The organism is Ramlibacter sp. PS4R-6 (assembly GCF_037572775.1).
Classification (GTDB): domain Bacteria; phylum Pseudomonadota; class Gammaproteobacteria; order Burkholderiales; family Burkholderiaceae_C; genus Ramlibacter.
Genome location: NZ_JBBHKA010000001.1, coordinates 3,676,004 through 3,692,933, shown reverse-complemented (window position 1 = coordinate 3,692,933; position 16,930 = coordinate 3,676,004). Strand labels below are relative to the sequence as shown.

At 68.0% G+C, this 16,930-nt stretch carries 15 protein-coding genes; 9 read left to right on the top strand and 6 right to left on the bottom strand.

Going from position 1 to position 16,930, the window contains the following annotated elements:
- The first annotated feature begins 9 nt into the window (after positions 1–9).
- Positions 10–579, top strand: coding sequence for a hypothetical protein (locus WG903_RS18420; protein WP_340078035.1), 570 nt, complete (start codon positions 10–12; stop codon positions 577–579).
- Positions 580–586: 7 nt separating this feature from the next.
- On the opposite strand, the gene nadB is transcribed toward WG903_RS18420, so the two are convergent.
- The 3 genes from nadB to WG903_RS18405 are packed head-to-tail and all read right to left on the bottom strand — an operon-like array spanning position 587 to position 3,242.
- Positions 587–2,167: an L-aspartate oxidase gene (gene nadB / locus WG903_RS18415; protein WP_340078034.1), complete on the bottom strand. Its 1,581-nt coding sequence runs from the start codon at positions 2,165–2,167 to the stop codon at positions 587–589.
- Complete coding sequence (locus tag WG903_RS18410; RefSeq protein ID WP_340078283.1) at positions 2,164–2,961, bottom strand: segregation and condensation protein A; 798 nt, start codon at positions 2,959–2,961, stop codon at positions 2,164–2,166. Before WG903_RS18410 ends, nadB begins: the two co-directional genes overlap by 4 nt.
- 59 nt (positions 2,962–3,020) lie before the next feature.
- Complete coding sequence (locus tag WG903_RS18405) at positions 3,021–3,242, bottom strand: DUF3460 family protein (protein ID WP_340078033.1); 222 nt, start codon at positions 3,240–3,242, stop codon at positions 3,021–3,023.
- Positions 3,243–3,267: 25 nt separating this feature from the next.
- Here WG903_RS18405 and WG903_RS18400 point away from each other — a divergent pair, with 25 nt between their 5' ends.
- The gene (locus WG903_RS18400) at positions 3,268–4,593 is read left to right on the top strand and encodes a M20/M25/M40 family metallo-hydrolase (protein WP_340078032.1); all 1,326 of its coding nucleotides are present in this window, start codon (positions 3,268–3,270) and stop codon (positions 4,591–4,593) included.
- On the opposite strand, the gene WG903_RS18395 is transcribed toward WG903_RS18400, so the two are convergent.
- The 3 genes from WG903_RS18395 to metG form a co-directional block, all read right to left on the bottom strand.
- On the bottom strand, positions 4,590–6,245 hold the full coding sequence (locus WG903_RS18395; protein WP_340078031.1) for a SulP family inorganic anion transporter: 1,656 nt from the start codon (positions 6,243–6,245) through the stop codon (positions 4,590–4,592). The two genes, WG903_RS18400 and WG903_RS18395, sit on opposite strands and share 4 nt — an antisense overlap.
- Before the next feature lie 148 nt (positions 6,246–6,393).
- Positions 6,394–6,597, bottom strand: a complete 204-nt coding sequence (locus WG903_RS18390) for a hypothetical protein (RefSeq protein WP_340078030.1) — start codon at positions 6,595–6,597, stop codon at positions 6,394–6,396.
- Positions 6,598–6,626: 29 nt separating this feature from the next.
- Positions 6,627–8,654, bottom strand: coding sequence for a methionine--tRNA ligase (gene metG, locus WG903_RS18385; RefSeq protein WP_340078029.1), 2,028 nt, complete (start codon positions 8,652–8,654; stop codon positions 6,627–6,629).
- 57 nt (positions 8,655–8,711) lie between these two features.
- On the opposite strand from metG, the gene apbC reads away from it, so the two are divergent.
- The 7 genes from apbC to WG903_RS18350 all read left to right on the top strand — a co-directional run bounded on the left by apbC (position 8,712) and on the right by WG903_RS18350 (position 16,923).
- Entirely contained in the window at positions 8,712–9,800 is a 1,089-nt protein-coding gene (gene apbC / locus WG903_RS18380; protein WP_340078028.1) for an iron-sulfur cluster carrier protein ApbC, read from the top strand.
- 16 nt (positions 9,801–9,816) lie between these two features.
- Positions 9,817–10,368: a DUF3305 domain-containing protein gene (locus tag WG903_RS18375; RefSeq protein WP_340078027.1), complete on the top strand. Its 552-nt coding sequence runs from the start codon at positions 9,817–9,819 to the stop codon at positions 10,366–10,368.
- Positions 10,358–11,035, top strand: coding sequence for a DUF3306 domain-containing protein (locus WG903_RS18370; RefSeq protein ID WP_340078026.1), 678 nt, complete (start codon positions 10,358–10,360; stop codon positions 11,033–11,035). Before WG903_RS18375 ends, WG903_RS18370 begins: the two co-directional genes overlap by 11 nt.
- Complete coding sequence (locus WG903_RS18365; protein WP_340078282.1) at positions 10,926–12,968, top strand: 4Fe-4S binding protein; 2,043 nt, start codon at positions 10,926–10,928, stop codon at positions 12,966–12,968. Before WG903_RS18370 ends, WG903_RS18365 begins: the two co-directional genes overlap by 110 nt.
- The gene (locus WG903_RS18360; RefSeq protein WP_340078025.1) at positions 12,965–13,579 is read left to right on the top strand and encodes a TorD/DmsD family molecular chaperone; all 615 of its coding nucleotides are present in this window, start codon (positions 12,965–12,967) and stop codon (positions 13,577–13,579) included. The genes WG903_RS18365 and WG903_RS18360 overlap by 4 nt, the downstream gene beginning before the upstream one ends.
- Before the next feature lie 151 nt (positions 13,580–13,730).
- Positions 13,731–13,937 (top strand): formate dehydrogenase, encoded by a 207-nt coding sequence (locus WG903_RS18355; RefSeq protein WP_340078024.1) that lies wholly within the window; start codon positions 13,731–13,733, stop codon positions 13,935–13,937.
- Positions 13,938–13,959: 22 nt separating this feature from the next.
- Complete coding sequence (locus tag WG903_RS18350; protein ID WP_340078023.1) at positions 13,960–16,923, top strand: formate dehydrogenase subunit alpha; 2,964 nt, start codon at positions 13,960–13,962, stop codon at positions 16,921–16,923.
- Positions 16,924–16,930 lie beyond the last annotated feature (7 nt).

Sequence of the window (16,930 nt, the reverse complement as noted above, 5' to 3'; positions counted from 1 at the left end):
GATGCCGGCATGGAAACGATCGAGGACTTCTACCAGCACCACTGCCGCGAAGCGAGCGACATCCACGAGCACCTGCCCACGCTGGCGCGCTACGCGAAGGGCTGCGCGCACGTGACCGAGATGGGCGTGCGCACGGTGGTGAGCACCTGGGCCTTCCTGCACGCGCGCCCGAAGAAGCTGGTGTGCATCGACATCAACCCCGCGCCCATCGAGTACGCGCAGCGGCTCGCGGCCTCCAGCGGCGTGCAGTTGCAGTTCCGCCAGGCCGACACCGGCGACGAAAAGTTCGAGATCGAGCCGACCGACCTGCTGTTCATCGACACCTGGCACGTCTACGACCAGCTCAAGCGCGAGCTGGACCTGCACGCCGAGCAGGCGCGGCGCTGGATCATCCTGCACGACACGACGACCTTCGCGGACTTCGGCGAGGGCTACACCTACGAGTGCGCCACGCGGCCCGGCCGCCGCCGCAAGGGCCTGTGGCCGGCGATCGAGGAGTTCCTGCTGCAGAACCGCCACTGGCAGCTGTGGGAGAAGTACGCCAACAACAACGGGTTGACGGTGCTGGCGCGGCGCTGATCGCGCGCTACGTCGGCGCCAGGATCGTCGGGTGCGTGTCGTCAGCCAGCTGCGGGTAGTCGCGGCTGAAATGCAGCCCGCGGCTTTCGTGCCGCGCCTGCGCCGACTTCACGATGAGGTCGGCCACCGTCACCAGGTTGCGCAGCTCCAGCAGGTCGCGCGTGACGTGGAAGTTCGCGTAGAACTCCTGGATCTCGGCCTGCAGCAGGCGGATGCGGTGCGCCGCGCGCTCCAGGCGCTTGTTGGTGCGCACGATGCCGACGTAGTCCCACATGAAGCGGCGCAGCTCGTCCCAGTTGTGCGAGATGACGACCGCCTCGTCGGCGTCGGTCACGCGGCTCTCGTCCCAGCCCGGCAGCGCCGGAGGAACGGGCAGGCGCTGCGACAAGATGTCGTTGGACGCCGAGCGCGCGAACACCATGCATTCCACCAGCGAGTTGCTCGCCAGGCGGTTGGCGCCGTGCAGGCCGGTGTACGCCGTCTCGCCGATGGCGTGCAGGCCCGCCAGGTCGGTGCGGCCCTGCAGGTCGGTGTGGATGCCGCCGCAGGTGTAGTGGGCGGCGGGCACCACCGGGATGGGCTGCTTGGTGATGTCGATGCCCAGTTGCAGGCAGCGCGCGTAGATGTTCGGGAAGTGTTCCTTGATGAACTCGGCGGGCTGGTGCGAGATGTCCAGGTACACGCAGTCGATGCCGTGCTTCTTCATCTCGAAGTCGATCGCGCGGGCGACGATGTCGCGCGGCGCCAGCTCCTCGCGCTTGTCGTGCTGCGGCATGAAACGCGTGCCGTCGGGCAGCAGCAGCTTGCCGCCTTCGCCGCGCACGGCCTCGGTGATCAGGAACGACTTGACGTGCGGGTGGTACAGGCAGGTGGGGTGGAACTGGATGAACTCCATGTTCGTCACCCGGCAGCCCGCGCGCCACGCGGCGGCGATGCCGTCGCCGGTGGCGGTGTCGGGGTTGGTCGTGTACAGGTAGACCTTGCCCGCGCCGCCGGTGGCCACGATGGTCTGCGGCGCGCGGAAGGTGACGACTTCGTCGGCGATGTCGTCCAGCGCGTACAGCCCCAGGCAGCGCTGCGGCTCGTCGGGCGACATGCCCAGCTTGCGCGTGGTGATCAGGTCCACCAGCGTGTGCTGCTCGAACACCGTGATGTTCGGCGTGTTCTTCACGTGCTGGATCAGCGTCTGCTGCACGGCCGCGCCCGTGGCGTCGGTCACGTGCACGATGCGGCGGGCGCTGTGGCCGCCTTCGCGCGTCAGGTGCAGGTGGCCGCCTTCCTGCGAGAAGGGCACGCCCATCTCCACCAGCCAGTCGATGGTCTCGGGCGCGTGCTCCACGACGAAGCGCGTGGCATCCAGCTGCGACAGGCCCGCGCCCGCCACCAGCGTGTCGTCCACGTGCGACTGGAAGCTGTCGTCCTCGGCCATCACGGCCGCGATGCCGCCCTGCGCCCAGCCGCTGGAGCCGTCGCTCAACGAGCGCTTGGTGATGACGGCCACGCGCTTGGTCGGCGCGAGGTGCATGGCCGCGGTCAGGCCCGCGAGGCCGCTGCCGACGATGACGACGTCGAAATCCTTGGTGGTCATGCCGGCTGGTACGTGATGCGCACGTAGATCGGCGCGTAGGCTTCGGCCTGCGTCACCTCGATGAGCGTTTCCTTGGCGAGTTCCAGCATGGCGATGAAGGTGACGATCACCACCGGCATGCCGCGCGTGGTGTCGAACAGGTTCTCGAACTCCACGAACTTCCGCCCCTGCAGCTTGCGCAGGATGATGGACATGTGCTCGCGCACCGACAGCTCCTCGCGCGTGATCTTGTGGTGCTGCACGAGCCGGGCGCGCTTGATGATGTCCTGCCAGGCTTCCTGCAGGTCGACCACGTTCACGTCCGGGAAGCGCGGCTGCAGGGCCTGCTCGATGTAGACCTGCGAGCGCAGCACGTCGCGGCCCAGCTGCGGCATTTCGTTCAGGCGCGCGGAGGCGAGCTTCATCTGCTCGTACTCGAGCAGGCGGCGCACGAGCTCGGCGCGCGGGTCCTCGGCCTCCTCGCCGTCGGCCGACTTCTTCGGCGGCAGCAGCATGCGCGACTTGATCTCGATGAGCATCGCCGCCATCAGCAGGTACTCGGCGGCCAGCTCGAGGTTGCGCGTGCGGATCTCGTCCACGTACACCAGGTACTGGCGCGTGACGCCCGCCATCGGGATGTCGAGGATGTTGAAGTTCTGCTTGCGGATCAGGTACAGCAGCAGGTCCAGCGGGCCTTCGAAGGCCTCGAGGAAGACCTCCAGCGCGTCCGGCGGGATGTACAGGTCCGTCGGCATGGCGAACAGCGGTTCGCCGTAGAGTTTCGCGAGGGCCACCTGGTCCACCACGTCGGGCATCGTTTCCAGGGCAGGTTCGGTTGCCTCGGGCAACTGGGCCTCGCCGCTCGCGGCGGCGCTCATTTCACCGGTTCCGTCTGGTAGACGTAGGGCTTCTGGCGCACCTGCCCGGCGCGGAACTCGTCCCAGGCCTCGCGGTTGACCTGCTTGTCCCACCAGATGGCGCGGCCGGCGCGTTGCTGCGCCTCCAGGTCGGGCTTCTTCTCCTTGAGGTCGTCGATGAAGAGCGTGACCTCCGACTTGTAGTCGGGGCGGCGGAAGATGCGCTGCAGGAAGGACATACTCGCGATTTTACCGGTCCGACCCATGAAGCATTTCCTGCCTGCCATGGCCCTGTCGCTGGCGCCGTCACTGGCCCTGGCGCTGCCCCCGCTGGAAGAACTGGCCGCGCAGGTGAGCGAGGCCGAACTTCACGGCACCATCACGCGCCTGGTGGCTTTCGGCACGCGCCACACCTTGTCGGAGACGAAGAGCGAAACACGGGGTATCGGTGCCGCGCGGCGCTGGGTCCAGTCGCGCTTCGCCGCCATCTCGCGCGACTGCGGCGGGTGCCTGCAGGTGGTGACGCCGTCGCAGGTGTTCACGGGCCCGCGCATCCCGCAGCCCACGGAGGTGATGGACATCGTGGCCATCCAGCGCGGCACCGAGGACCCCAGCCGTGTCATCGTGATCACGGGCCACCTGGACTCGCGCGTCTCGGACGTGATGGACGCCACCAGCGACGCGCCCGGCGCCAACGACGACGCGTCGGGCGTCGCGGCGGTGATCGAGGCCGCGCGCGTGCTTTCGCGCCAGAAGGTGCGCGCGACACTGGTCTACGCCGCGCTGTCCGGCGAGGAGCAGGGCCTGTACGGCGGTAAGGTGCTGGCCGAATACGCGAAGGCGCAGGGCTGGCAGGTGGAGGCGAACCTGAACAACGACATCGTCGGCAACAGCCATGGCGCCGACGGCGTGCACGACAACAGCACGGTGCGCGTGTTCTCCGAAGGCACGAAAGCGACCGAGACGCCGCAGCAGGCCAACCGGCGCCGCTACAACGGCGGCGAGGTCGATTCGCCTTCGCGCAACCTCGCTCGCTTCATCGACAAGCTGGCGCAGAAGCACCTGCCGACTTTCAAGGTGCAGATGGTCTATCGCACCGACCGCTACGGGCGCGGCGGCGACCAGGTGGAGTTCCTCAACGCGGGCTTTCCCGCCGTGCGCATCACCGAGGCGCACGAGGACTACTCGCGCCAGCACCAGGACCTGCGGGTGGAGAACGGCGTGCGCTACGGCGACACGGTCGAGGGCGTGGACTTCGGCTACCTCGCGCAGGTCACGCGCCTGAACGTGATCGCGATGGCGGCCCTGGCGCACGCGCCGGCGCCGCCGAAAGGCGTGGCCATCGAAGGCGCCGTGACGCCCCACACCACGCTCAAGTGGCAAGCCGTGCCGGGCGCCGCGAGCTATCGCGTCTGGTGGCGCGCAACGACGGAGCCGCAGTGGCGCTTCAGCCGCGACGTGCCCGGCAATGTCACGCAGGCGCAGCTGCGCAACGTGGTGATCGACGACTGGTTCTTCGGCGTGTCGGCGGTGTCGGCCGATGGTTTCGAATCGCCTGTGGTCTTCCCCGGCGACCCCGGCTCGTTCTAGCCGGCCGCGACTTCGGGCGACGGCAGGTTCGCGGCCAGTTCCGCCGCGAAGCCCGAACGTTCGATCAGCCCGCGCGGCTGCTCGTGCAGGTTCTCCAGGTGCAGCGTGCCGCCGCGCAGCAGCGCCGCCTTGTGCAGCTGGCGCAGCGAATCCAGGCCCGAGGTGTCCAGCTGCACGAGGTGCGAGCAGTCGAGGATGACGACGGGTTCGCTCGGCCCGCGCTCCACGGCCTGCACCACCTCGTCGATCTTCGCGACCGCGCCGAAGAAGAGCGCGCCGTACAGCTCGTAGTGGATCACCGCGCCTTCTTCGCGCACGCGCTTGACGGAGAACAGCGCGCTCATGCGGCGGATGAACAGGCCGCACGCGGTGAGCAGGCCCACCTGCACGGCCACGGTCAGGTCGAAGACGACCGTGAGGAAGAAGGTGCCGAGCATCAGCACGCGGTAGTGCATGCTGTACTTCTTCAGGTTGGCGAACTCGTGCCACTCGCCCATGTTGAAAGCGACGAAGAGCAGGATGCCCGCCAGCACCGGCAGCGGCACCAGGAGCGCAAGCTTCGCCGCCGCCAGCACGATGATGGCCAGCGTCACGGCGTGCACGATGCCCGCAACGGGCGTCGAGGCCCCGGCGCGGATGTTCGTCACGGTGCGCGCGATGGTGCCGGTGGCCGGCATGCCGCCGAAGAAGGGCGTGACGAAATTGGCCACGCCTTGCGCCATCAGTTCCTGGTTGGGGTCGTGGCGCGGCAGGGTCGTGAGCTGGTCGGCGACGCGCGCGCACAGCAGCGACTCGATCGCGCCCAGCGCCGCGATGGTCAGCGTGGGCGTCACCAGCAGCTTCACCGTGGCCCACGAGAACTCGGGCAGCACGAAGGCGGGCAGGCCCTCGGGGATGGAGCCGAAGCGCGTGCCGATGGTTTCCACCGGCAACTGGAAGTACCAGGCGAAGAGCGTCAGCAGCACCAGCGCCACCACCGGGCCGGGCACGCGCCGGTTGAACGCCGCCGCCGTCTTCACGCCGGGCAGGTCGATGGCGGCGCGGATGGGCGAGCGCTCGCCCCACAGGCGCGGCCACACGAACAGCACCAGGACGCAGGCGGCTCCGAGCCCGAACGCGAAGGGGTTGAAGGTCGCGATGTTCGCGCCGATCACGTTCAGCTGCGCGAAGAAGTCGGCGGGCATCTTCTCCACCTTCAGCCCCAGCCAGTCCTTCAGCTGCGACACGGCGATGAGCACCGCGATGCCGTTGGTGAAGCCGATGACGATGCTCACCGGCACGTAGCGCACCAGCCGCCCCAGCCGGAAGAAGCCCGCGACGAAGAGCAGCACCCCGGCGCAGCTGGTGGCGATCAGCAGGTTGGCCAGGCCGAAGCGTTCGACGATGCCGTAGACGATGACGATGAACGCGCCCGCCGGCCCGCCGATCTGCACGCTGGAGCCGCCCAGCGCCGCGATCACCAGGCCCGCGATGATGGCCGTCCACAGGCCGGCTTCGGGCTTCAGGCCGGACGCGATGGCGAAGGCCATGGCCAGCGGCAGCGCGACGATGCCGACCGTGACGCCGGCGCCGAGGTCGCGCGCGAAATGCTCGCGGTCGTAACCGCGCAAGGCGTCCGCCAGGCGCGGACGGAAATGGAAGGGAAGTTGCAATCAGGTCTCCGGGAGCGGACGAAACGCGAAGCAGGCGTTCAGTTCGTTCCCGGTGGGCCGCAGTGATGCAGCCGCGTGATGAAGCGGCGGCGGCGCGAAAGCTGGAGCGGCGCGCGGACCATGGAGGGCAGTTTACGCCCGCGTGGCCTTACTGCTTGTCTTCGGCCTTCGACGGCATCACGACGCTGCCGACGGCCTTGGCCGTGCCGACGGTGGCGTCCACCGCCAGGCTGGCCGCCGTGGCGGCGAAGCCGACGGCGGTGCTGGCAACGGAAACGACGGCGCAGCCGGCGAGGAGGGCCGCGGCGGCGCAGGCCGCCGCGAGGCGAAAGAGGGCGGGGGTACTGCTCATGCGCAGCACTCTAGCGCCAAACGGCAGAGCTAGCGCACCCGCAACCCGGGCGTGGCGCCGGATGTGGGCTCCAGCACGAAAATTCCGGGGTTGGCCTTTTCGTCCCCGTGGCTGGCCGCCAACACCATGCCCTCGCTGACGCCGAACTTCATCTTGCGCGGGGCGAGGTTGGCGACGAGCACGGTGAGCTTGCCCACCAGCTGCTCGGGCTTGTAGGCCGAGGCGATGCCGGAGAACACGTTGCGCATGCGGCCTTCGCCCGCATCGAGCGTGAGCTGCAGCAGCTTGGTGGAGCCTTCCACCGCCTTGCACTCGACGATCTTCGCGATGCGCAGGTCCACCTTGGCGAAGTCGTCGATGGTGATCGGCGGTGCGAGCTCCTCGCCGCCCGGCGTCGCGGCGGCGGGCGCCGCTTCGGGCGCGGCTTCGAACAGGGCGTCGAGCTGCTTCGCATCGACACGCTGCATGAGGTGCTTGTACTCGCCGATCCGGTGGCCGACCGGCAACGCCTGCGCGGCGTTGGACCAGTCGAGCGGGCCGCACTTCAGGAAGGCCTCGGCCTGCGCCGCCAGCTCGGGCATCACCGGCTTCAGGCACGCCGTCATGACCTTGAAGGCCTGCAGGCAGTCGGAACACACGATGGCCGCCTCGCCGCCCTGGCCTTCCTTGACCAGCTTCCACGGCGCGGCGGTGTCGAAGCGCGTGTTGACCTTGTCGGCATAGGCCATCACCTCGCGCAGCGCGCGCGCGTAGTCGCGCGACTCGAAGAGGCCTTGCACGGACTGCGCGAGTTCCGTGGCTTCGGGTTCCACCTGCGAAGACACGAGCTTGCCGCCCTCGATGAACTTCACCGCGCGGCTGGCGATGTTCACGTACTTGCCGACCAGGTCGGAATTGACCCGGGCCATGAAGTCCTCGGGGTTGAAGTCGATGTCCTCGTTGCGGCCATTGAGCTTGGCGGCCAGGTAGTAGCGCAGCCACTCGGGGTTCATCGCGAGCGACAGGTACTTGAGCGGGTCCAGGCCCGTGCCGCGGCTCTTGCTCATCTTCTCGCCGTTGTTCACGGTGAGGAAGCCGTGCACGAACACCTTGTTCGGCACCTTGCGCCCGGAGAAGTGCAGCATGGCCGGCCAGAACAGCGTGTGGAAGGTGATGATGTCCTTGCCGATGAAGTGCACCTGCTCCACCTGCGGGTCGGCGATGTAGCGGTCGTAGTCGACGCCCACCTTGCCCAGGTGGTTCTTCAGCGAGGCCAGGTAACCCACCGGCGCATCGAGCCACACGTAGAAGTACTTGCCCGGCGCATCCGGGATCTCGATGCCGAAGTAGGGCGCGTCGCGGCTGATGTCCCAGTCGCCCATGGCGACCTTGCCTTCGGAGTCGGGCGTGAGCCACTCGGTGATCTTGTTCAGCACCTCGGGCTGCACGGCGCCGCTGGTCGTCCACTGGCGCAGGAAATCCAGGCAGCGCGGGTCGGACAGCTTGAAGAAGAAATGCTCCGACGACTTCAGCACCGGCGTGGCGCCCGAGAGCGCCGAGTACGGGTTGATCAGGTCGGTGGGGCTGTAGACCTTGCCGCACACCTCGCAGTTGTCGCCGTATTGGTCCTTCGCGTGGCAGTTGGGGCACTCGCCCTTGATGAACCGGTCGGGCAGGAACATGTTCTTCTGCGGGTCGAAGAACTGCTCGATCGTCTTGCTGGAGACGAGGCCGTTGACCTTGAGGTCGCGGTAGATCGCCTGCGCCAGCTCGTGGTTCTCGGGCGCGTCGGTCGAGTGCCAGTTGTCGAAGGCGATGTGGAAGCCGTCGAGGTAGGGCTTGCGGCCCGCGGCGATCTCCGCCACGAAGGCCTGCGGCGTCTTGCCGGCCTTGTCGGCCGCGATCATGATCGGCGCGCCGTGCGCGTCGTCGGCGCACACGAAATGCACCTGGCTGCCCTGCATTCGCTGGTGCCGCACCCAGATGTCGGCCTGGATGTACTCCATGATGTGGCCGATGTGGAACTTGCCGTTGGCGTACGGCAAGGCGGTGGTGACGAAGAGCTTGCGCTGGGGCATTACGGGATTTCTCGGGGTGAACCGGCGATTTTAGTTGGGGACCGTACACTCCGTCGGATGGCATCCCCCGAGCAATTGATGGCCGCGCTGGCGGCGGTGACCGACCCGAACACCGGCAAGGATTTCGTTTCCACCAAGCAGGTGAAGAACCTGCAGGTGACCGGCGGCGAGGTGTCGTTCGACGTCGAGCTGGGCTATCCCGCGAAAAGCCAGCTGCCGCAGCTGCGCACGGCGCTGATCGCGGCCGCGAAGTCGGTGGCCGGCGTGCAGAACGTCTCGGTCAACCTCTCGACCAAGGTGACCGCGCATTCCGTCCAGCGCGGCGTGCAGCTGATGCCCAACGTCAAGAACATCGTCGCCGTGGCCTCGGGCAAGGGCGGGGTGGGCAAGAGCACGACGGCGGTGAACCTGGCGCTGGCACTCGCTGCCGAAGGCGCGCAGGTCGGCCTGCTCGACGCGGACATCTACGGCCCCAGCCAGCCCATGATGATGGGCATCGACCAGCGCCCGGAAAGCGACGACGGCCAGACCATGGAGCCGCTGGAGAACTACGGCGTGCAGGTCATGTCGATCGGCTTCCTGGTGAACCAGGACGAAGCGATGATCTGGCGCGGCCCGATGGCCACGCAGGCGCTGGAGCAGCTGCTGCGCCAGACCAACTGGCGCGACCTCGACTACCTCATCGTCGACCTGCCGCCGGGCACGGGCGACATCCAGCTGACGCTGTCGCAGCGCGTGCCCATGACCGGCGCGGTGATCGTGACGACGCCGCAGGACATCGCGCTGCTCGACGCCAAGAAGGCCATCCGCATGTTCGAGAAGGTCGGCGTGCCGATCCTGGGCATCGTCGAGAACATGGCCGTGCACGTGTGCAGCAACTGCGGGCATGCCGAGCACGTCTTCGGCGAGGGCGGCGGGCGCAAGCTGGCCCAGCAGTACGGCGCCGACTACCTGGGCGCGCTGCCGCTGGACATCCAGATCCGCCTGCAGGCCGACAGCGGCAAGCCGACGGTGGTGAGCGACCCGGACGGCGACGTGGCGAAGGTCTACAAGGCCGTCGCGCGACAGGTCGCCGTGAAGATCGCGCAGAAGGCCAAGGACTTCAGCGCGAAGTTCCCGACGATCTCGGTCTCCAAGGACACCTGAACCCGGCGAGGCAGGCATGGCCGAACGTCCCAGCCTCGAAGTCGCGGTCGTCATGCGCCGGCAGCGCATCGACAACCGCTGGCAGCCCTGGCGCTGGGAGCTGGCCGACGTCGTGCCGCAGGAGGCCGGCTTCGGCACCGGGCCGCGCCTGCTGCTGAAGAACGACGACGAGGAGCGCTGGCTGCACCCGGGCTTCGTCGTGGAGCTGTTTCGCGATGACGCCGAGGGCTATTACCTCAACGCCACGACGCCGGCGCCGTGCTGGTTCGTGATGTGGCGGATGGAGGAAGAAGCCACCATCGCCGACGAGCCCATCGCGCGCCCCATCGTCGTCAGCGTCAGCTACCACGACGCCGGCCGCTGGCTCGATGCGACGGAGACGGTGGAACAGGTGCCCGCGCCACCGGACGTGGTGGAGTGGATGCGCGAGTTCGCGCTTGCGCACTACGTTCCCGAGCCGCGCAAGCGCGCGCGGCCGCAGAGCTTCCAGCGGCTGGAAGACCGTTTCGGCAACCCGGCGTCGGTGACGACGACGAAGAAGTTCGGCGGGGGCGGCGATGGCGGATGACAACTTCCTCTCGCGCTGGTCGCGGCGCAAGCAGGAGGTGCGCGCCGGCAAGCCCGTGGAACCGGAACCCGTCGCCGAGGCGCCCGCCGAGACGCCCCCCGATGTCGCGCCCGCGGTTGCGGAACCGCCGCCCCTGCTGGAGCCGCTGCCCAAGAAGCCCCCCGGCCCGACGATGGAGGACGTGCGGAGCCTCACCTTCGAATCCGACTTCAAGCGCTTCGTCGCCCCCGACGTCGCGCCCGAAGTGAAGAACGCCGCGGTCAAGAAGCTCTTCGCCGACCCACGCTACAACGTGCGCGACATGATGGACATCTACGCGGACGACTACAGCCAGCCCGACCCGATCCCCGAGTCGATGCTGCGCCAGCTCGCCAGCGCGCAGTTCCTCGGCCTCTTCGACGAGAAAAAGGATAGTCCCGAAGGGAAAAAGGACACGGAGGATGGCGCGGCGCCGAGGGATGTTGCGGATGACGTGCCCTCGGAAAACGTGGCACAGTCGCCGCAGGCCCCCGAAGCAGTACCCCATGCCGACGCTGATCTGCGATTGCAACAAGACGATGCCCCTGCAGGCGAAGAGCCTGGGCTCGGCGCTGAACCAGGAACTGCCGCTGCACACGACCCTGTGCCGCCGGGAAGCGGCCAGCTTCCAGAAGGCGATCAAGGGTAGCGAGGAAGTCGTCGTCGCCTGCACGCAGGAGCAGCGCCTCTTTTCCGAACTCGCGCAGGAAACCGAAGGCGCCGTCGCGCCCATCCGCTTCGTCAACATCCGCGAAACCGGCGGCTGGAGCCGCGACGCGGCCCAGGCGATGCCCAAGATCGCCGCGCTGCTCGCGGCCGCGCATTTGCCCGACCCGCAGCCGGTGGCCACCGTCACGTACAAGAGCAACGGGCGGTTGCTGGTCATCGGCGCGCTCGACGCGTGCGAGCAGGTGGCTTCGCTGGTCGGCGACGTCCTCGACGTCACGTTCTTCGCGCAAGGCGGCCGCAGCGAGCAGCAGCGCCGCTACCCCATCCTCACCGGCAAGCTGGACAGCATCAAGGGTTGGCTGGGCGCCTTCGACGTCGAGTGGACCCGCGGCAACCCGATCGACCTGGACCTGTGCACGCGCTGCAACGCGTGCATCACCGCGTGCCCCGAGGATGCGATCGGCCTCGACTACCAGGTCGACATGGGCAAGTGCAAGTCGCACCGCGCGTGCGTGCAGGCCTGCGAAGCGGTCGGCGCCATCGACTTCGACCGCGCGCCGCAGGCCTTCCGCGAAACCTTCGACATCGTGCTGGACCTGCGTGCGCAGCCTGCGTTCGCGCAGCACGCGCCGCCGCAAGGCTATTTCCACGCGCCCAAGGGCCTGGACCTGCCGCAGGTCGTGAAGCTGCGCGACCTGGTCGGCGAGTTCGAGAAACCCAAGTTCTTCGAGTACAAGGCCAAGCTCTGCGCGCACAGCCGCAACGAGAAGACCGGCTGCACGGCCTGCATCGACGTGTGCTCGGCCGAGGCGATCACCAGCGACAAGTCGCGCCAGCAGGTCAAGGTCAACCCGAACCTGTGCGTGGGCTGCGGCACCTGCACCACGGTGTGCCCGAGCGGCGCGATCACTTATGCCTACCCGCGCGCGAACGACCAGGCCGTCAAGCTGAAGACGCTGCTGGGCACGTACGCGCGCAGCGGCGGCAAGCAGGCGGCGGTGCTGCTGCACAGCCAGGAGCGCGGGCAGGCCCTCATCGAGGAACTGGGCCGCGCCGCGCAACTGGGCGTGGCGCAGGGCGTGCCGGCCAACGTCATTCCCGTGCCGCTGTGGCACACGGCCAGCGTCGGCATCGACCTGTGGCTCACCGCGGTGGCGTACGGCGCCGCGCAGGTGGTGGTGCTCATGACCCGCGAGGAGGTGCCGGAGTACCGCGACGCGCTGCGCCAGCAGATGGCAGTGGCGCAGGCCATCGTCACGGGCCTGGGCTACGCGGGCACGCACTTCGCGCTGGTCGAAGCCGACGCGGCTGCAGACCTCGACCAGCACCTGCGCGTGGTTGCCACCCGCGACGCGCAGCCGGCGACGGACCGCGCGAGCTTCGCGGTGCCCGCCGAGAAGCGCACCACGCTCGAACTCGCGATCGACCACCTCGCGGCCTGTGCGCCGGCCGTGCCCGAAGTCATCGACTTGCCGCAGGGCGCGCCCTTTGGCGCCGTTGCCGTGGACAAGGACAAGTGCACGCTGTGCATGAGCTGCGTCAGCGCCTGCCCGGTGAGCGCGCTGCAGGACAACCCGGCCGCGCCGCAACTGCGCTTTATCGAGAAGAACTGCGTGCAGTGCGGCCTGTGCGCGAAGACCTGCCCCGAGGACGCCATCGCGCTGGTGCCGCGGCTGCTCACGACGCCGGCGCGCAAGGAAGCGCGGGTGGTCAACGAGACGAAGCCTTTCGCGTGCGTGCGCTGCGGCAAGCCCTTCGGCACGCTCAAGGGCATCGAGGCGATGCTTGGCCGCCTGGCCGGCCATTCGATGTTCCAGGGCCCGGCGCTCGAGCGCCTGAAGATGTGCGGCGACTGCCGCGTCATCGACATGTTCTCCTCGCCCGACGGCGAAGTGAAGATCACCGACGCATGAAGCCCGAGATCCCCGTGTCGTCGGCGCTCGACGAGGAAACCGCGCGGGCCGAGGTGTACGGCCTGCTGGCGCAGCTCTACTACGCGCCGCCGCAGCCGAAGCTGCTCGAGGCGATCCGCGTCGCGCCGACGGAAGCGCCGTCCGCCGGTGGTTTCCTCGAAGAGCCGTGGCGCGCGTTCGTCGGCGTGGCGCGCGAGATGTCCGATGCCGACGTCGCCGCCGAATTCGAGGCGCTGTTCGGCGGCGTGGGCCGCCCCGAGCTCTACCTCTTCGGCTCGCACTACCTGGCCGGCTTCCTGAACGAGAAGCCGCTGGTGCGGCTGCGCACGGACCTCGACGCGCTGGGCCTCGCGCGCGACGAGGCGATGCCGGAAACCGAGGACCACTTCGCCTACCTGTGCGAGGTCATGCGCTACCTGATCGCGGGCGACGACGTCGCCGTCGCCAACCTTGCGAAGCAAAGCGAGTTCTTCGCGGCGCACGTGCAGCCCTGGGCGCCACAGATGTGCGACGCGATCGCGGCGTATCCGAAAGCGCGCTTTTACTCGGCCTTGGCCCTCTTCACGAAAGCTTTCCTCGCTGTCGAAACGCAAGGTTTCGACATGATGTGACGCGCTGCAGCATGCGGGGCAATGCTTTGGATTGCAGGTAGTTCTCCGGGTGTTGGCATGCTTGCGGCGACCCCTGTGCGGGGATACAGTTGGCCGGGGAAAACCCATGCATCGCCATGCATAACGCGGCGATGACACAGGAGACAAGACCATGAGCCAGGCCAAAGCCAAGTTGTCGCGCCGGACTCTGTTCGCAGGCGCGGGCACCGCAACCGCACTTGCCGCAGCCGCCACCGTGCTGCCGCGCATCGTGGAGCAGGAAGCGCCCCTTCCCGAAGCCAAGCCCGCCCCCGCGCGCGGCGGCGGCTACCAGCTGACGGACCACGTCAAGCAGTACTACAAGACCACCCGCATCTGACCCGCGCTGTCAGGAGACCCACATGTTGCTGACCAAGAAATCGGCTGGGCAAGCGCAAGCGCGCTCGCCGTTCGTGCACAGCTTGCAGCGCGGCCTGTCGCAAGCCATCCCCACCATGGACCGCCGCGCTTTCCTGCGCCGTTCGGGCCTGGGTGTCGGCGCCGGCATCGCCGCCACGCAGCTCGTGCTGGTGAAGAAGGCGCGCGCCGCCGAAGGCCGCGAGACCGCCGTGGGGCAAGGCAAGATCGAGGTGCGCCGCACGGTGTGCAGCCACTGCTCGGTCGGTTGCGCGATCGACGCCGTCGTCGAGAACGGCGTGTGGGTGCGGCAGGAGCCGGTGTTCGACTCGCCGATCAACCTCGGCGCCCACTGCGCCAAGGGCGCGGCGATCCGCGAGCACGGCCACGGCGAATACCGCCTGCGCTGGCCGATGAAGCTGGTGGACGGCAAGTACCAGCGCATCAGCTGGGACCAGGCCTACAACGAGATCGTCGCGAAGCTGAACGACATCCGCAAGCAAAGCGGGCCCGACGCGGTGTTCTGGGTCGGTTCGTCCAAGCATTCCAACGAGCAGTCGTACCTGCTGCGCAAGTTCGTGTCGCTCTGGGGCAGCAACAACTGCGACCACCAGGCGCGCATCTGCCACTCCACCACCGTCGCCGGCGTCGCCAACACCTGGGGCTACGGCGCGATGACCAACTCGTACAACGACCTGCAGAACAGCAAGTGCGCGTTGTACATCGGCTCCAACGCCGCCGAGGCGCACCCGGTCTCCATGTTGCACATGCTGCACGCCAAGGAGAACGGCACCAAGATGATCGTGGTCGACCCGCGCTTCACGCGCACGGCCGCGAAGGCCGACGAGTACGTGCGCATCCGCTCGGGCAGCGACATCCCGTTCCTGTTCGGGCTGCTGCACCACATCTTCAAGAACGGCTGGGAAGACCCGAAGTACATCAACGACCGTGTGTACGGGATGGACGAGGTCAAGAAGGACGTGATGGCCAAGTGGACGCCCGACAAGGTCGAGGAGGCCTGCGGCGTGCCCGAGGCACAGATGGCCAAGGTCGCCGAGATGTTCGCGAAGAACCGGCCGTCCACCATCGTGTGGTGCATGGGCCAGACGCAGCACACCATCGGCAACGCGATGGTCCGCGCCTCCTGCATCCTGCAGCTGGCGCTGGGCAACATCGGCGTGGCCGGCGGCGGCGCGAACATCTTCCGCGGCCACGACAACGTGCAGGGCGCCACCGACGTCGGACCGAACCCCGATTCGCTGCCCGGCTACTACGGCATCGTCGAAGGCTCGTGGCGCCACTTCGCCAAGGCGTGGGGCGTCGACTACGACTGGATCAAGGGCCGCTTCGCCAACCCGGCGATGATGTCCAAGCCCGGCATCACGGTGTCGCGCTGGATCGACGGCGTGCTCGAGAAGAACGAGCTGATCGACCAGGACCCGAACCTCAAGGCGCTCGTCTTCTGGGGCCATGCGCCCAACTCGCAGACGCGCGGCCTCGAGATGAAGAAGGCCATGGACAAGCTGGACCTGCTGGTCGTGGTCGACCCGTACCCGTCCGCCACGGCGGCGATGGCCGCGATGCCCGGCAACGCCAACGACCTGAACCCGAACCGCGCCGTGTACCTGCTGCCGGCGGCCACGCAGTTCGAGACCAGCGGCTCGGTCACCGCGTCGAACCGCTCGATCCAGTGGCGCGAGAAGGTCATCGACCCGCTGTGGGAAAGCCGCAGCGACCAGATGATCATGCAGCAGCTGGCCGACAAGCTCGGCTTCGGCAAGGAGCTGTCGAAGAACTACAAGATGCAGCAGGTCAAGGGCATGGACGAACCCTTGCCCGAGGACATCCTGCGCGAGATCAACAAGTCGGTGTGGACCATCGGCTACACGGGCCAGAGCCCGGAGCGCCTGAAGGCCCACATGCGCAACATGGCGGCGTTCGACGTGAAGACGCTGCGCGCCAAGGAAGGCGTGAAGGACAAGCTCACGGGCTACGACCTGACGGGCGACTTCTTCGGCCTGCCGTGGCCGTGCTTCGGCACGCCGGAGCTCAAGCACCCCGGCACGCACGTGCTCTACAACCCGTCGCTGCACGTGATGGAAGGCGGCGGCAACTTCCGTGCGAACTTCGGCGTCGAGCGAAACGGCGTGAACCTGCTGGCCGAGGACGGCTCGGCCTCCAAGGGCGCGGACATCCAGACCGGCTACCCGGAGTTCGACCACGTGCTGCTCAAGAAGCTGGGCTGGTGGGACGAGCTGACCGAGCCCGAGAAGGTTGCGGCCGAGGGGAAGAACTGGAAGACCGACAACTCGGGCGGCATCATCCGCGTCGCCATGAAGAACCACGGCTGCCATCCCTTCGGCAACGCGAAGGCGCGCGCGGTGGTGTGGAACTTCCCGGACCCGATCCCGCAGCACCGCGAGGCGCTGTACAGCACGCGCCCCGACCTCGTGGCCAAGTACCCGACGCACGACGACAAGAAGGCCTTCTGGCGACTGCCCACGCTGTACAAGACGATCCAGCAGAAGAACCTCACCGACAAGGTCGCGGAGAAATTCCCGCTGATCCTCACGTCGGGCCGCCTGACCGAGTACGAGGGCGGCGGCGACGAGACGCGTTCCAACCCGTGGCTGGCCGAGCTGCAGCAGGAGTCCTTCGTCGAGATCAACCCGAAGACCGCGGCGCAGAAGAACATCCGCAACGGCGACCGCGTGTGGGTGAGGACGCCCACCGGCGCGCAGCTGAACGTGCAGGCGCTGGTGACCGAGCGCGTCGGGCCCGACACGGTCTGGATGCCGTTCCACTTCGCGGGGCGCTGGCAGGGCCAGGACATGCTGGCCTGGTACCCCAACGGCGCGGCGCCGGTGGTGCGCGGCGAGGCCGTGAACACGGCGACGACGTACGGCTACGACAGCGTGACGATGATGCAGGAAACCAAGACCACGATCTGCAACGTGGAACGGGCATAAGAGGAGC

Coding starts and splice junctions, on each gene's coding strand:
- WG903_RS18420 (WP_340078035.1), top strand. CDS start 10: ATGGAAACGATCGAGGACTTCTACCAGCACCACTGCCGCGAAGCGAGC.
- nadB (WP_340078034.1), bottom strand. CDS start 2,167: ATGACCACCAAGGATTTCGACGTCGTCATCGTCGGCAGCGGCCTCGCG.
- WG903_RS18410 (WP_340078283.1), bottom strand. CDS start 2,961: ATGCCCGACGTGGTGGACCAGGTGGCCCTCGCGAAACTCTACGGCGAA.
- WG903_RS18405 (WP_340078033.1), bottom strand. CDS start 3,242: ATGTCCTTCCTGCAGCGCATCTTCCGCCGCCCCGACTACAAGTCGGAG.
- WG903_RS18400 (WP_340078032.1), top strand. CDS start 3,268: ATGAAGCATTTCCTGCCTGCCATGGCCCTGTCGCTGGCGCCGTCACTG.
- WG903_RS18390 (WP_340078030.1), bottom strand. CDS start 6,597: ATGAGCAGTACCCCCGCCCTCTTTCGCCTCGCGGCGGCCTGCGCCGCC.
- metG (WP_340078029.1), bottom strand. CDS start 8,654: ATGCCCCAGCGCAAGCTCTTCGTCACCACCGCCTTGCCGTACGCCAAC.
- apbC (WP_340078028.1), top strand. CDS start 8,712: ATGGCATCCCCCGAGCAATTGATGGCCGCGCTGGCGGCGGTGACCGAC.
- WG903_RS18375 (WP_340078027.1), top strand. CDS start 9,817: ATGGCCGAACGTCCCAGCCTCGAAGTCGCGGTCGTCATGCGCCGGCAG.
- WG903_RS18370 (WP_340078026.1), top strand. CDS start 10,358: ATGGCGGATGACAACTTCCTCTCGCGCTGGTCGCGGCGCAAGCAGGAG.
- WG903_RS18365 (WP_340078282.1), top strand. CDS start 10,926: ATGCCCCTGCAGGCGAAGAGCCTGGGCTCGGCGCTGAACCAGGAACTG.
- WG903_RS18360 (WP_340078025.1), top strand. CDS start 12,965: ATGAAGCCCGAGATCCCCGTGTCGTCGGCGCTCGACGAGGAAACCGCG.
- WG903_RS18355 (WP_340078024.1), top strand. CDS start 13,731: ATGAGCCAGGCCAAAGCCAAGTTGTCGCGCCGGACTCTGTTCGCAGGC.
- WG903_RS18350 (WP_340078023.1), top strand. CDS start 13,960: ATGTTGCTGACCAAGAAATCGGCTGGGCAAGCGCAAGCGCGCTCGCCG.